At 64.2% G+C, this 14,915-nt stretch carries 9 protein-coding genes; 3 read left to right on the forward strand and 6 right to left on the reverse strand.

The genetic code is table 11. The features are described 5' to 3' along the window. Positions 1-63: 63 nt before the first annotated feature. Complete coding sequence (locus INS93_RS01995) at positions 64-594, reverse strand: REP-associated tyrosine transposase (RefSeq protein WP_192980105.1); 531 nt, start codon at positions 592-594, stop codon at positions 64-66. An 89-nt stretch (positions 595-683) separates the two neighbouring features. Then, positions 684-5,594 (reverse strand): alpha-2-macroglobulin family protein, encoded by a 4,911-nt coding sequence (locus INS93_RS02000; RefSeq protein ID WP_192980106.1) that lies wholly within the window; start codon positions 5,592-5,594, stop codon positions 684-686. A gap of 163 nt (positions 5,595-5,757) precedes the next feature. Between INS93_RS02000 and INS93_RS02005 the strand changes: the two genes are divergently transcribed. Then, positions 5,758-7,146, forward strand: a complete 1,389-nt coding sequence (locus INS93_RS02005; RefSeq protein ID WP_192980107.1) for an MATE family efflux transporter — start codon at positions 5,758-5,760, stop codon at positions 7,144-7,146. Between the two features lie 91 nt (positions 7,147-7,237). After that, positions 7,238-7,693: a DUF2214 family protein gene (locus INS93_RS02010; protein WP_160019310.1), complete on the forward strand. Its 456-nt coding sequence runs from the start codon at positions 7,238-7,240 to the stop codon at positions 7,691-7,693. 105 nt (positions 7,694-7,798) lie between these two features. On the opposite strand, the gene speA is transcribed toward INS93_RS02010, so the two are convergent. The 4 genes from speA to INS93_RS02030 all read right to left on the reverse strand — a co-directional run bounded on the left by speA (position 7,799) and on the right by INS93_RS02030 (position 12,162). Continuing rightward, the gene (gene speA, locus INS93_RS02015; protein ID WP_160019309.1) at positions 7,799-9,712 is read right to left on the reverse strand and encodes an arginine decarboxylase; all 1,914 of its coding nucleotides are present in this window, start codon (positions 9,710-9,712) and stop codon (positions 7,799-7,801) included. A gap of 121 nt (positions 9,713-9,833) precedes the next feature. Further along, on the reverse strand, positions 9,834-10,205 hold the full coding sequence (locus INS93_RS02020; RefSeq protein ID WP_160019308.1) for a translation initiation factor Sui1: 372 nt from the start codon (positions 10,203-10,205) through the stop codon (positions 9,834-9,836). Between the two features lie 359 nt (positions 10,206-10,564). Further along, positions 10,565-11,101, reverse strand: a complete 537-nt coding sequence (locus tag INS93_RS02025; protein ID WP_160019307.1) for an NUDIX hydrolase — start codon at positions 11,099-11,101, stop codon at positions 10,565-10,567. Then, a complete protein-coding gene (locus INS93_RS02030; protein WP_160019306.1) occupies positions 11,101-12,162 on the reverse strand; it encodes a DUF2333 family protein in 1,062 nt (353 codons plus the stop codon). Before INS93_RS02030 ends, INS93_RS02025 begins: the two co-directional genes overlap by 1 nt. A gap of 257 nt (positions 12,163-12,419) precedes the next feature. Here INS93_RS02030 and INS93_RS02035 point away from each other — a divergent pair, with 257 nt between their 5' ends. Then, positions 12,420-14,033 (forward strand): response regulator, encoded by a 1,614-nt coding sequence (locus INS93_RS02035; protein WP_192980108.1) that lies wholly within the window; start codon positions 12,420-12,422, stop codon positions 14,031-14,033. Positions 14,034-14,915: the final 882 nt, after the last annotated feature.

Genomic DNA, 14,915 nt, shown 5'->3' on the forward strand with positions numbered 1-14,915 from the left:
AAGCTCCCGGATTGCATCCGGGATACAGGGTCGGCGTAGCCCGGATGCAATCCGGGGATCACCTTACTCACCAGCATTTTCGATCTCAACGCCTGTGCCACCCGCCCAATCGCTGGGTAGCAAACCTTGCCGTACATAGTGATGAAAACTGGAAAACGGCCAATCCTGTACACGAGCGACCAGACCATGCTTGAGCGGATTGATGTGAATGTAATCCACATGGTTGCGGTAGTCCTGCTCGTCACGGATCAGATGCTCCCAGAAACGTCGCTGCCAGATATTGGCTTCGCCCTTGGCGTTGGTCTGCACTCTGATCCCGACCTGTTGGCGTAACGCAACAATGAATTCTCTCTTGAGCTTGCGAACCCGTGCAGAGAAGTCGGCGTCATCGGTCGGCAACACCATCAGCATATGCAGATGGTCGGGTAGCACGACCAGAGCAGGAAGGCGAAAAGGCATCTGCGCTTGAACGCTCCGTAGGCACTGACGAAGCCGAGTTGAATATCTGACCAGCAAGTCGCTAGATCTGTCTTGCAGTGCCAGGGTCAGGAAATAACAACCACCTGCCACCCGGGCTCTTCGATAAGCGACCATGATCGGGCCTCCGTGCCCACTCAACAAAGCTCCCGGATTGCATCCGGACTACGCGACTCCTGTAGCCCAGATGCAATCCGGGGCCGCTTTTAGCGCCCCCTCACCACCAGACTATCCGGCGCACTGCCCAGCGCCTGCCAGCTCGGCCGGTACATGGACTCCACCTGCGGTGGCGGCACGCGGTAGCTGCCAGGCGTCACCGCGCGGGCCAGGTAGAGCAGATGGGTGGTGCCGTAGCCTTCCACATCCACCGCTGCCACGTAGCGATCACCGCGATACTCCTGATGCTTGATCCGCGCATTCTGCATGGAACGACGCCATTCCTTGACGTTGCTGCCGGCGTCATCGAGGCTCGCTGCGCTTTGTGCCAGGTTCTGGTTCTCCAGCTCCAGGCCGGCCGGCAGCAGGTCGACGACCAGCGCATCCGGCACGCGCTGCGTGGCCCTCACAGCCAGGTGCACCAGCACCAGCTCGCCGCTGTCCAGACGCTGTAGATCGAGCGGGCGGCCATCCATGCCGAGGTATTCGCGCTCGATGCTGAGGTTCTCGCCACCGGCACGCGGCGCCTGGCTCGGGTAACCGGACAGGGTCAGTTGCTGATACAACGTGGCGCTGCCGCCGTTGCTCACGCTCAGCGGTTCGGCCAGTTCGCCACGCTCCAGCTTGATACCGGGCTGCTGGTTGCTCAGGTCGAACTGGAAAGCGCCGCTGGCGAGTTTGGCGCTCCAGGCCTGCTCGGGTTTGCCGAGAATGCCGCGGCCGGCGAGGAACAGCGAGTTGCGCTCCTGGGTCGACAGCCAGCGCTGGCCAGCCAGCTCATCCGCCAGGTTGAACAAGCGCTGCTCGCGCTGGCCGGCAGCCAGGTCGTGCTCTTCCAGCAGAGCGAGGATCAGTGCCTGGTCACGCAGCGGACTACCATAGTCGGCCATCCAGCGTTCGCCATCGCGCTGCTGGATCAACCCCTGATTCAACGCCTGCTCGGCACGCGGCGCATCGCCCATCAGTTTCAGCGCAGCCGCCAGTTGCACCAGCGGCAGGCCGGAACGCGCTTCGTTGCGACGGTCGAACAGGCTGCGCAGCGCACCCAGAGGCGCTTGCTGGCTGCGCGCCAGAACATAGCCGGCATAAGCCTGCACGGCGAAGCGGGTGTGAGCGAAGTCCTGGCTGTAACTGGCCTCGATCAGGCTGCTCTGCTGCAGGTAGCGCAGCAGGCGATCACTGGCCTTCTTCAGTGCCTCTGGCGGCACGCCGAAGCCTTGCTCACGGGCACGCAGGAGGAAATCGGTGACATAGGCGGTCAGCCAGTATTCCTCTTCGCTCTCGGCGCTCCACAAGCCAAAGCCACCGTTGTGACGCTGCATACCGAGCAGGCGCTCGATACCCAGCTCGATGCTCTTGCGTCGCTGCTCGTCCGGCTCGCCTTCCAGCCCCAGGCGTTTGAGGCTGGCGGCATCGGCGTAGAGCGACGGGTACAGGCCACTGGTGGTCTGCTCAAGGCAACCATAGGGATAGGCCTTGAGCGCACGAATCTGCTCACCGAGATTCAGCGGCGGCCGGCTCGACAGCGCCAGCACGGCCTCCAGCCCGGCAGGCTCGAACTGGTTGAGGGTGCCAGCCGGCATGCTCCAGGGCTCGCCTTCGCCGAGAACCGCACGGAAGTGCTGCAGCTGCGCCGGATAAGCTGGGCGAATCCCCAGCGTCCACTCACGGCTGAAGTCGCCGAGCGTCTCGTCCGGCAGCGCCAGGCCCTGCACCTCGACATGAATACGACCTTGCCCCAGACCGCCCTCGGCGCGCACCGGAATGCGCAAGGTGGTGCGTTCGCCATCTTTCAGGCTGATCGGTGATTCCCCCTTGCCGAGCAGGCGCAGCTGACCTTCAACGCCGAGTTGCACGTCGAGCTTCTGCTCACTGCCGGACAGGTTGGTCAGATCCAGCGCCAGGGTGGTTTCGTCGCCACCGGCGAGGAAGCGCGGCATCGACAGCTCGGCGATCAGCGGCGCTGCGACCACTGTCTTGGCCTCGGCCATGCCGAAGCGCTCGTCGGTCCAGGCCTGCGCCATCAGACGCAGCTCACCGTTGAAGTCGGGGATATCCAGGCTGACTTCGCCTTCACCTTTGTCGTTCAGCTTCAGTGCATCGCTCTGCAGCGCGACGATCAGCACGCTGGTATCCGGACGTTTGCCACCGGCGGCGAGGCCGGCGTCACCGCCGAAGGCCAGGCTTGCAACACGCCCCTGGGCCTCGATCAGTTGACCGTAGATATCCAGCTGGTCGGCACCATAGGCCTTGCGCCCGAAGAAATTGGCGAACGGATCGGGCGTGGCGTAGCTGGTGATGTTGAGAATGCCCACATCGACCGCAGCGACCAGTACATGCACCTTCTCGGGAATGCTGCCGTCGGCGTTGCGCGCGCTGACCTTGACCGTCAGCGGCTGCTTCGGACGCATTTTTTCCGGCGCTTCCAGGCTCAGCGCCAGCTTGCGCGGGGCGCGCTCCAGGGGCAGGTGCAGCAGGCCAACGGCACGTTTCGGCGTGACCTGCGCCTTGCGCTCGCCGGGGCGAATCACCAGGGCACTGAGATAGAGGTCATGGCGCGCCCATTTCTGGTCGATGGGCAGCTCGAAGGTCTTGCCGCCTGCCGGCACGCTGATCTCCTGCCACCACAGCGGCCCCTCGCTGGACTCGACCAGCAGGTAGCCGTTGCCGGCAGCCGGCGGGGTAACGGTGATCTTGGCCACATCGCCTGCGGCGTAGGCCGGCTTGTCCAGCGCCAGCTTGACCTGGTCGGGGCGCACCGCGCCGCCGTCGGCGTTGTCCTGCCAGCGGTAGCCGGCCCAGAAACGCAGGCTGCTGACCAGGCCGGTCTGGTTGTCCACCACCTCGACCCGGTACGGGCCCCACTCCACCGGGAAACTGACCTTGGCGGTGCCGCCAGCGGCGATCTTCAGCGGCTCGTCGCTGAGGGTGAGGAATTTCTCGTTGTAGTTGTGACGCCAGCCTTCACCGTCGGAGAAGCTCCAGAAGTAGTCGCGGCGCTCGCGCACCAGGCGCACGTTGAGGTTGTCGGCGGCCAGCTTGTTGCCGGCGGCATCGGCCACCAGGATTTCGAACTCGGCCAGGCTGTCGGCATCGACCTCTTCGCCCTCGAACAGCCCGCGCAGACCTGGCAGACGCTCGGCCGGCCATACCGGCTGGATGATACGCCGAGTGATCGGACGGCCACCGGACTCCTGCAGGCTGGCCTGAAGGATCAGGCGCAGCGGCGACCTGGCGTCGCTCCAGCGATTTTCCGGGCGCAACACGGCGCGGCCCTGGTCGTCGAGATTGACCTCGTCGAGTTCCTGGTCCTGACTCAGGTCGGCCTCGGTGATGTCGCCGAACTGATAGCCCGGCAGGTCGGCCACCGCTTCACGCAGCGGGCGCACGTAGAGCTGCCCGGTCAGACGATTGCCGGCAGCCGGCGCACCGTAGAGGTAACGCCCGGTCACCGCGAACTCGGCACTGTCGCCCGGCGCGTAGGGCTGCTCCTGGCCCTTGAGTTCCAGGGCCATGCGCTCGGGGAGGAAGTCCTCGACGAGAAATTCGTAGAGCTGCGGGTTGCCGTCGCCGAGGTCCAGCAGCAACTGCCAGCGGCCGGTCGGCGCCTCTTCGGCAAGCGGCAGCTGATACTGATAGAGACCGTCATCACCGGCATTCCAGACGAACTTGCGGCTGATCTGCTCATCCGGGCGACGCACCTCGACACTGACCGGCTGAGTCTTGACCGGGCTGCCGTCGGCATCACGCAACAGGCCGTTGAGCAGCACGGTCTCGCCGGGGCGATACAGATCGCGTGGGCCGAACACGAAGAACTGCAGGGCATGCGCTTTCGGGCCGGTGATGTCGAATTCGGCCAGATCCAGCGCCGGCGTGTTCAGGCGCAGCAGGCTGGTCTGCTCGTCCTGCTTGGCCAGCAGCACCTGGGCCTTGGCTGGCAACGGCAGTTGCGCATGGCCAGCCGAATCGGTCTTGCCTTCGGCGAGCAGGGCACCTTCACCGTCGAGCAGCTCAAGCTGCACGCCGGACTGCGCCTTGCCACCTTCCAGCGCCTGGGTGAACACGTCGAGACGATCGCGATAGCGATGCGCGGACAGGCCGATATCGCTCAGAGAAAACAGCGTCGCCGGTTGCGAGTAGCTGTAGCTGCCAGCCTCACGCATCACCGCCAGATACACGCCCGGCTGCTTGAACGGTTCCAGGCCGGCGATCGGCAGCAGCAGGGTTTCGCGGGTGTTGCGCGCCGGATTGAGGTCGAAGCGCCCGCCATAGACCAGATCGGCCATCGGCAGCAGTTCGCGCGCCTCCCAGGTATCCAGGTTGCTGGAACGCCCCCAGCGGGACAGGAAGCGCGGCAACGCCTCGGGCTTGATGCGGAAGAACTCGACGTTGACCTTGTCGACGTTCAGCGCGATCACTGGCAGGCCTTCGGCCAGGCGTGTCGGCAGCAGCGAACCACGGCTGGCGAAACCGACGCTGGCCTGCAGGTCGCGGGTTTCGAAGCGACTGACATGTTCGGCAGCGAGCTTGCCACCATTGATCGACTTCAGGCCGGCATCGATGGTCAGCACCAGTTTGCGCTGCGGCTCCAGATGGCGCAGGCGCAACTCGCTGATGTTGTCGGTCAGTTCCCAGGCGCCATCGACCTTGCCGGTCTTGCTATCAACCAGGTGCAGGCGCTCGGCGAAGGACTGGTCGGGGTCCAGCGGGATGGAGAAGGTCACCGACAGCGCGCTGGCGCCGTCGAGTTGCACCTCGGAAACGTCCACCACCTCCAGCTCGCGGCCGGCATAGCGCTTGGCCAGCGCGTCGCGGTCGACCGCAGGCGCAGGCACTTGCGGCTGTTGTGCGGCAGGCGCGGCGGGGGTCACCGTGGCAGGGGGTTCAGAAGAATCGCAGGCACCGAGCAGGGTCAGGGGCAGTGTGAGTGCGAGGGCCAGAAGCAGTCCTTTGTTCGGCATTGCGGGCTCCGGAATCAGGGGGCGCAGAAGCCGACAACTATAGCCGAGGCGCCCTGCCAACGACGAGCCTTGCAGAAGAATTCGCCAAGCCACTCACACTCCTGAGGCGACGTGCGACCACGCCAGCGCTGTGCCTATAATCGGTGCTTTGCCGGAGCCGCCCATGTCCGCCCTGCTCGATGCCTGGCGCCACGCCCCGACCCAGCGCAAGGTCTGGGCCCTTGCCGCACCGATGATTCTCTCCAACCTGTCGGTGCCCATGGTGGCGCTGGTCGACACTGCCGTAGTTGGCCATCTGCCGCATGCCCACCAATTGGCTGCCGTGGCGGTGGGCGGCAGCCTCTACACCCTGCTGACCTGGGCCATGGGCTTTCTGCGCATGGGCAGTACCGGCTTCGCCGCTCAGGCAGCAGGACGCGAGGACGGCGGCGCACTGCGCCAGGTATTGGTGCAAGGGCTCGGGCTGGGCGTGTTCATGGCCTTGCTTCTGGGCCTGCTGGCTTTGCCCTTCAGTAACGCCGCGCTGAGCCTGATGCAGCCCTCGGCCGAGCTGGATCAACTGGCGCGCCAGTATTTCCAGATCCGCCTGCTCGGCCTGCCCGCCAGCCTGGCGACCTACGCCCTGATCGGCTGGCTGCTGGGCACGCAGAGCGCCCGTGGCCCGCTGGCGATCCTGCTGACGGCCAACCTGATCAACGTGGCGCTCGACCTGCTGTTCGTGCTCGGTCTCGAATGGGGCGTGGCCGGTGCGGCCTGGGCATCGGTGATCGCCGAATGGAGTGGCGCCCTGCTCGGCCTGTGGCTGGCCCGCGGCGCGCTTGGGCGCTATCCGGGCCGCCTCGACAGCAGCGCGTTGAAACGCTGGAGCAACTGGCGCCCGCTGCTGGCGGTCAACCGTGACATCTTCATCCGTACCCTGGCGCTGCAACTGGTGTTCTTCCTGATCACCGTGAAAGGCACACGCCTTGGCGATGCCACAGTGGCTGCCAATGCACTGCTGCTCAACGGTCTGACGCTGACCGCCTATGCCCTCGACGGCCTGGCGCACGCCGTTGAAGCCCTGTGCGGCCACGCCTTGGGCGCGCGTGATCGCGCTGCGCTGCGCCGTTCGCTACTGGTAGCCGGTGCCTGGTCGCTGCTGGCCAGCGCCGGCTTCGCCCTGTTCTTCCTGCTCGGCGGGCACTGGTTCGTCGGCATGCTCACAGATATCGCCGAAGTGCGCGAACTGGCCCTGAACTTCTTGCCGTATCTGGCGATGCTGCCGCTGCTGGCAGTGTGGAGTTACCTGCTCGACGGTCTGTTCATCGGCGCTACCCGCGCCCGGGAAATGCGCGACGCCATGCTCATCGCCCTGGCCTTGGTGTTGCCGCTGGCCTGGTGGCTGCAAAGCCTGGGCAATCACGGATTGTGGTTGGCATTCCTGGCCTTCATGGGGCTGCGCAGTCTGGTACTGGCTGGCTATGCTTGGCAACTGAGCCGTCGCGACCTGTGGTTCCCTTCCCCAGCAACAGGAGAGATCGCCCATGCTCAGCGCCCCGCTACCCGCCAATGAAACCGAACGCCAGCGGGCGCTCGATCGCCTGGAGCACGGTGGCCACAACCGCAGTGAAATCATCCCAAGCTCGCACTGAAAGGAAGCAATCATGGCTGCCGCGTTCGTCGCTTACCTGCACTATCTGTCAATCTTCGCGCTGTTCGCTCTGCTCAGCGTCGAACACGTGCAGTTCAAGGCACCGCTGGATCTGCGCCGTGCGCGCAGCCTGATGATCACCGACATGGCCTACGGCATCTGCGCCGGCCTGGTGCTGGCCACCGGTGTCGCCCGCGTGCTGTGGTTCGGCAAGGGGGCCGCCTACTACATGGGCAACAGCCTGTTTCATGCCAAGGTGGGGCTTTTCGTCCTGGTTGGCCTGCTGTCGATCCTGCCAACGGTGGTGTTCATCAAGTGGCGCAAAACCGTGAAGGCCGGCCAGGTGCCCGAGCCGAGCGCTCGGCAGGTCGCCCTGGTGACCTGGAGCATCCGTATCGAGCTGCTGCTGTTGCTGGCGATCCCGCTGCTGGCGGCGCTGATGGCGCGTGGCTACGGGATGATCGGCTGAATCCTTGGCGCGGTGCGCACGGCGCCCCCTACAGCAGGGCGGCCGTGCGCACCAAGGGTCTCAGGACGCACCGTAGCCCGGATGCAATCCGGGGCCGCAGGCGGCTTACGAGGCCAGGTAGGACGAGCGGGTCAGCCCCAGACGCAAGGCATCGAGGAACTGCGTACGCTCACGGGCGCTGATCTTGGCGCTGGCCACCTTGTCGCGGTAGTGGGTCATAAGCTCTTCCGGCGACAGGTGCACGTAGCGCAGCATGTCTTCGATGGTGTCGTGCGTCTCGATACCGGCGTGCACCACGCTGCCATCGGCGCCCTGGTAGATGTTCACCGAGTCGGTATCGCCGAACAGGTTGTGCATGTCGCCGAGGATTTCCTGATAGGCGCCGACCAGGAAGATGCCCAGCACATAATCCTCACCTTCACGAATCTCGTGCACCGGCAGACTGGTCTCGATGGACTGCTCGTCGACGTACTGGCGGATCTTGCCGTCGGAGTCGCAGGTCAGGTCCTGCAGCACCGCGCGGCGCAACGGCTCCTCATCCAGACGCGACAGCGGCAGGATCGGCAGGATCTGGCCGATGGCCCAGGTGTCCGGCAGGCTCTGGAACACCGAGAAGTTGCAGATGTACTTGTCGGCGAGCTTGTCGTTGAGTTCGTCCAGCACCGCACGATGCGAACGCTGACGCGCCTTGAGCTGGTTGTGCAGACGACGGCAGATGGCGAAGTAGCACTGCTCGGCCAGTGCCTTCTGCGCCAGGCTCAGCTTGCCGGCCGAATACTGCGCAGCCACTTCCTCGATGTAGTGGGTGGCGCGCCAGTAGGTTTCGGCGACCATTTCCGGGTCGCTGTCTTCCAGCAGCTCGATCAGCACTTGCAGCACTTCCGGCTGTTCGGCGCTGGCATCGATCTCCGGCACCTTGTCGTTGTGCCGCTCGACGTCGGTGACCTGCACCAGCAGCACGGCATGGTGCGCGGTCATCGCCCGGCCACTCTCGGAGAAGATGTGCGGATGGGGGATTTCCTGGCGGTCGCAGAATTCCTTGAGCATGTCGACCACGGCATCGGCGTAGTCCTGCATGTCGTAGTTGATCGAGCTGGCGTTACGCGAGTGAGTACCGTCGTAGTCCACGCCGAGGCCACCGCCGACGTCGATGTGATCGACCGGCAGACCCATGGCACGCAGCTCTCCGTAGTAGCGGATGGCCTCGCGGAAGCCCTTGCGGTAGTCGGCGATGTTGGCGATCTGCGAGCCCATGTGAAAGTGCAGCAGGCGAATGCCCTGATCCAGCCCGGCCGCGCGGAAGCGCTCGACCACCTGAAGGATCTGCGCAGCGGACAGACCGAACTTGGACTTCTCTCCGCCGGTGTCGGCCCACTTGCTCGACGCCAGCGAGGACAGACGCACGCGCAGGCCGATCTGCGGCGCGACCTTGAGTTCAGCCGCCTCCTCGATCACCAGGGCGACTTCCGACTCCTTCTCGATGACGATGAATACGTTGTGGCCGAGCTTCTGCCCCATCAGCGCCAGACGAATGAATTCGCGGTCCTTGTAACCGTTGCAGACGATGGTGCCGCCCTTCGGTGCCAGCGCCAGCACGGCCAGCAGCTCGGGCTTGGAACCAGCCTCGAGGCCGATGGAGACGTTCTGCGTGGCGATGATGTTCTCGATCACCGCCTCCTGCTGGTTGACCTTGATCGGGTACAGCGCGGTGTAGCGGCTCTGGTATTCCAGGCGCTCGATGCTGGCATCGAAGGCCCCGGTCAAGCGGCGCACGCGGTCTTGCAGGATGTCCGGGAAACGCACCAGCAGCGGCAGCGACAGGCCGCTCTGACGCAGCTCGTCGACTTGCTGATAGAGGTCGATCGGCTGGCTGTCCGGGCCGTTGGGACGCACCTCGATACGCCCGGCATCGTTGATCGAAAAGTAACCGGCGCCCCAGTGGCGAATGCCATAGACACTACGGCTATCGGCTACGGTCCATTGGCTGCCGTCGTCTTTGCGGGTGCGTCGTGCGGACATCGGGTTCTCCCATGAGAAAAGCCTGACCTTGCTGGCGGCCAGTTTAGAAATGATGAAAGCAAGATGACGTTTGCTCGGTGGTTGACCGTATGAGCGTCATCCAAGTTTAGAAAAGGACTTATCAGCCGCCGGACTTCTTCGCGGTAAAGCCGCGCTTGGTCAGTTCGGCCAACAGCAGATCGACGTGATCACCCTGGATCTCGATCACCCCATCCTTGAGCGCGCCGCCGGTGCCGCAGCGTTTCTTCAACGCACTGGCCAGTTCCTTGAGCGGTTCCTCGGCCAGTGGCACGCCGCTGACGGTGGTAACGGTCTTGCCGCCACGGCCCTTGGTTTCACGACGCACACGGGCAATGCCGTCGCCTTCAGGAATGCGCGTCTGCTTGCAGATGCAGGCATCCACCGCCTGGTTGCAATCCGGGCAATGACGACCGCCATCGGTGGAATAGACGAGACCGCTCAGGGCGGAGAATGAAGAGGCTTTCTTGACCACCGGCTTGTCCTCGTAGGGGTCAGGATAGCGACTGGCTGAACGGGTTCAGCCGCGAAGCCCCACTCAGGCAGGGGCAGCGCAGACGGACAGACGTCCGCCGAAAAGGCCGGGCAGTGTAACGGCAAAGGCGGCGCTTGCTAAGTATGGATTTGCGTCATTGTGCGGCACGATGGCGACGCCGTTCGTCATCGTGCACGGAGCGCTCGGAATCCGCGACGCCGTAGGGTGGGCGGTACGCGCCAAGGGCCCCTATTCGAGGTGAAGGCGCACCCAACGAGCTAAGCTCGACGAAATACAGGTGCCGACACAAACACCCTCTCCCGCCCTTCGGGCACATCAGCTAGCCGCAAGCGGCCTGTTTATGGCCTTTTTATGTAGCGCTCCAGCGCCGCCAGCGAATCCGGGCAATACGGCAAGCGATGGGTTTCCTCCAACGCCTGCTCGACGCTGATGAAGCGCGCCTCCAGCACCTCCTCCGGCTGCAACACCAGCGGCGCATCGGATACAGCCGAGTAGGCCATGCACCACAGGCGACTTTCCGGAGCGTCATAGAGAAAGTGCGCATGCTCGGTCAGCTGGGCATCGACGATACCCAGCTCCTCGGCCAGCTCACGCTCGGCGGAGAGTCGGTAGTCCTCGCCTTCGAGCACCATGCCGCCGGCCGCCACGTCCCAGTAACCGGGATACAACGCCTTGCTCAAGGTTCGCCGATGCACGCACAACAGCCCGGCCGTGTTGAACAGGAGAATGTAGGTGCCACGCCCGATCAGCCGGCGCTCGCGCAGCTCGACACGAGAAACACCGCCCAGCGGCCGGTCGTGCTCATCGACCCAGGCCACGCGCTCGCGGTCAGAGGCAGCACGATGCGCCGCCTCCGCTGCCGAAATCGCGACCATCAACCCTGGCTCAGCAACTGACGCAGGTCGATCAGCCCCGCGTTGGCGCGGGAGATGTAGTTGGCCATCACCAGCGAGTGATTGGCCAGAACGCCGTAACCGCTGCCGTTGAGGATCATCGGGCTCCACAGGGTGGCCTGCGCGGCTTCCAGCTCACGAATGATCTGGCGCACGCTGACGGTGGCGTTCTTTTTCGCCAGCACGTCGGCGAAGTCCACCTCCACAGCGCGCAGCAGGTGAGCCAGTGCCCAGGCCTGACCGCGAGCCTCGTAGAACACGTTGTCGATCTGCAGCCAGGGCGTCTCGTAAACGCCGCCCTCACCCACCTGCCCGGACTCTTCGGCATCGCTGCCCACCTGCAGTTTCTCGTTCAGGCGCACCTGGCCCACGCTGGCGGACAGGCGCTGAGACAGCGAGCCAAGACGTGTGCCGGCATCACCCAGCCAGTTGTTCAGGTTGTCGGCACGCGCGTAAAACTGCGCGTTTCTCTGCGCCGGGTCGGCCAGACGAGCCAGGTAGCGATCCAGCGACTTGATGCCCTCTCGGTACTCGGACTCGGACGCCGGTAACGCCCAGCTCTTGTTGTCGAAGTGAAAACGCGGCTCGGCCTTGGCCAGGTCCGGGTCCTCGGTGGACTGCGACTGCGAGCGGGCGAAGTCCTTGCGCAGGGCACGCGAGAAGTCGCGTACCTGCACCAGCACGCCATATTCCCAGCTCGGCATGTTGTCCAGCCACAGACCGGGCGGCGCAAGATCGTTGGACAGATAGCCGCCCGGTTTGTCGAGCAGCGTGCCAGCGACCTGCTTGAGGGTTTCCACCGAGGTGTAACCGGTGACCATCTGCCGTTGCGCCTGCTGCGCCGAACTCTGGGCATGCTGCTGGACCTGGAAGACAGACGGCTCCTGGCTCCAGTACCAGCCGACCACCAGGGCGATGAGCAGATAGACACCAATCAGACCGCCCAGAGCTCGAGCGATCAGGCTGCCGCCACTGCGACTGCCTCCTGAGGTCTTGGCGGCGCCGCCCTGCGAGTTCGTCGCGCGATTCTTCCAGTCCAGCATGGCAGTGTCCTTTTCAAGCGAATTCGAGTGTTCGACCACAACCCGAGCAACGGGTTGCGACCTGCTACGCACTATAAGGCAAGCCCACAGCAAAACGCAGGGCAGAGGGGCAAACTTAACGCGGGTAGGGGAAAACTAAAATTCTGTCGCTTATTCGACAGAAATACCGACGCCAATTGATCGACGGCAATGTCAGCGCCTCCAGCAAGTGATAGCATCGAGCCACCACTGACTTAACCACTTATAGAAGTCGGCCCATGACCGAGCACCCGGATCCCAGTCGAGATCGCCTCAAGCACCATTTCGCCCAGCGCGTCATTCACCAGGCACGCCAGGTGCTGGAAGTCTGGCAGCGCCTGCAACGCAGCGAATGGAACGATGCCGGCATGGCTGAGCTGACCGAAGCCAACCTGCGACTGCTGCGTTACGCCGAGCGTTTCGAACAGACCGAGCACGCGCAACTGGCGCAAAGCATTGGCGTCAGCCTGGATGACGTAGTCGAAAATCGCGGTCGCCTCAACAGCACGCTGATCGCCCGCCTCAATCAGGCCATGCAGCGCTTGTCGAGAACCGGCCTGCGTCATAGTGATGCCTTCGAACAGACCTTCCTGCCCCCCCTGCGCAAACCGGTTTATCTAGCCCTGCAGGATGCCCAGCGCGCCGAGCGTCTGGCCCAGCAACTGGATTTCTTCGGCCTGGCGGCGCAGGCCCTGGGCGATGAGTTCGCCTTCCGCGCCGCCATCAGCGAGCGCCACCCGGCCGCCATTGTCATGGACGTCGACTTCGCCGGGGCAGGCCTGGAACTTGCCGACTCGGTGCAAGAAGGTCTGGAGCAGAAAATTCCGCTGCTGTTCTTCAGCCACTGCGATACCGACACCCCGACGCGCCTGGCTGCCGTACGCGCCGGCGGCCAGGAGTTCTTCACCGGCTCACTGGATGCATCGAGCCTGCTCGAACGCATCGAGGTACTGACCCACGTCTCGCAGTACGACCCGTACAAGGTGCTGATCGTCGACGATTCCAAGGCCCAGGCGACCCACACCGAGCGCGTACTCAACAGTGCCGGCATCCTCACCCACACCCTCACCGAGCCGATCCAGGCGATGGACGCGCTGGCCGAATTCCAGCCGGACCTGATCATCCTCGACATGTACATGCCCGAGTGCAACGGCACCGAACTGGCCAAGGTGATCCGCCACAATGACCGCTACGTCAGCGTGCCGATCATCTACCTGTCGGCCGAGGACGACCTGGACAAGCAGCTCGACGCCATGAGCGAGGGCGGCGACGACTTCCTCACCAAACCGATCAAGCCACGCCACCTGATCGCCACCGTGCGCAACCGCGCAGCACGTGCGCGCAACCTCAAGGCGCGCATGGTGCGTGACAGCCTGACCGGCCTGTACAACCACACCCATACCCTGCAGCTGCTCGATGACGCCTGCTTTCGCGCACGCCGCGAAGAGCAGCCACTGGCCTTCGCCATGCTCGACATCGACCACTTCAAGAAGGTCAACGACACCTATGGTCACCCCATGGGCGACCGGGTGATCAAGAGCCTGGCGCTGTTCCTCAAGCAGCGCCTGCGCAAGACCGACCATATCGGTCGTTACGGCGGCGAGGAATTCGCCGTGGTGCTGCCCGATACCGACGAGCAATCGGCGCTCAAGGTGCTGGAAGAGATTCGCCAGCGCTTCGCCGAAATCCACTACCCGGCCCAGCCGCAGGACCTGTCCTGCACCTTCAGCTGTGGTATCGCCATGCTGCAACCGGGCCTGGATGGCAACACACTGTCCAAGCGCGCAGACGAAGCGCTGTACAAGGCCAAGCACGGTGGTCGTAACCGGGTGGAGCTGTACAGCAGCGAGTGACTCGCCGTAGAACGTGACACAGCTCACAGCGTCATCAGCCTGTAACCAAACCGCAATAAGCTCGCGGGCATCGTTCAGTCGTCGATCGAGCCCGCCATGCGCCTCAAGCTGCTCACCAACCTAAACACCCTGCTGCTGGTCACCGTTTGCGTTGCGCTGGCGGCGACGCTCTGGTGGTCGCAGCGCGCGTTGCAGCAACCGGTGCAACTGATGGAGCGCTACCTGACGCTGTCCCAGCAGTTCCAGCGCGAGGTGGCCGACAACATTCAGGCCTACCTGGCCAGTGGCAACGCCGTGCAACACAGCAGCGCGACCCAGGCCATCGACGCCTTCGACGACTCCCTCGAACAACTGCCGCAACAATTGACCACCGAGCTGCGCCCAAGCCTTGAGCAACTGCGCGACTTCAGCGCCAATCAACTGCTGGCGGCCGGCAAACTGGCCGGTGATCCGCAAGGCCTGCTGTTGCAAGCCGAACGCGAGATGCTCGCTGCGCTGGAACAACTGACCCAGTACGTCGCAGATGCCAGCAGCCCTGCCGCCGGTGAGTATCGCAAACCGCTGCAGGAAGCCGGTTCGCGCCTGCTCAAGCTGGCCCACGCCCGCGAACGTTTCACCAGTCAGGGTCGTAGCGAACTGCTCGGCGATGTCGAACGCGAACTCAAGGCACTTGCCCAGCAGGCAGAGGCACTGGATAAATTGCCGCTACTCGGCGTGCAGCAGGCCGACAGCTCTGCCAGCGTCGGCTTCGCCGCGCTGCTCGGGCTGGATGACACACAACAGGAGCAACAGGCGGAGGATCGCGGCATCGAGCTGAAACGCGAACTTGGCTCCCTGGTGCGTCGCTACCCCAGTGAACTGCAACGCACTCGCGAGCTGGTC

The sequence above is a fragment of the Pseudomonas sp. EggHat1 genome, from assembly GCF_014892995.1.
In the GTDB taxonomy this organism is placed as follows: Bacteria; Pseudomonadota; Gammaproteobacteria; order Pseudomonadales; family Pseudomonadaceae; genus Aquipseudomonas; species Aquipseudomonas chaetocerotis.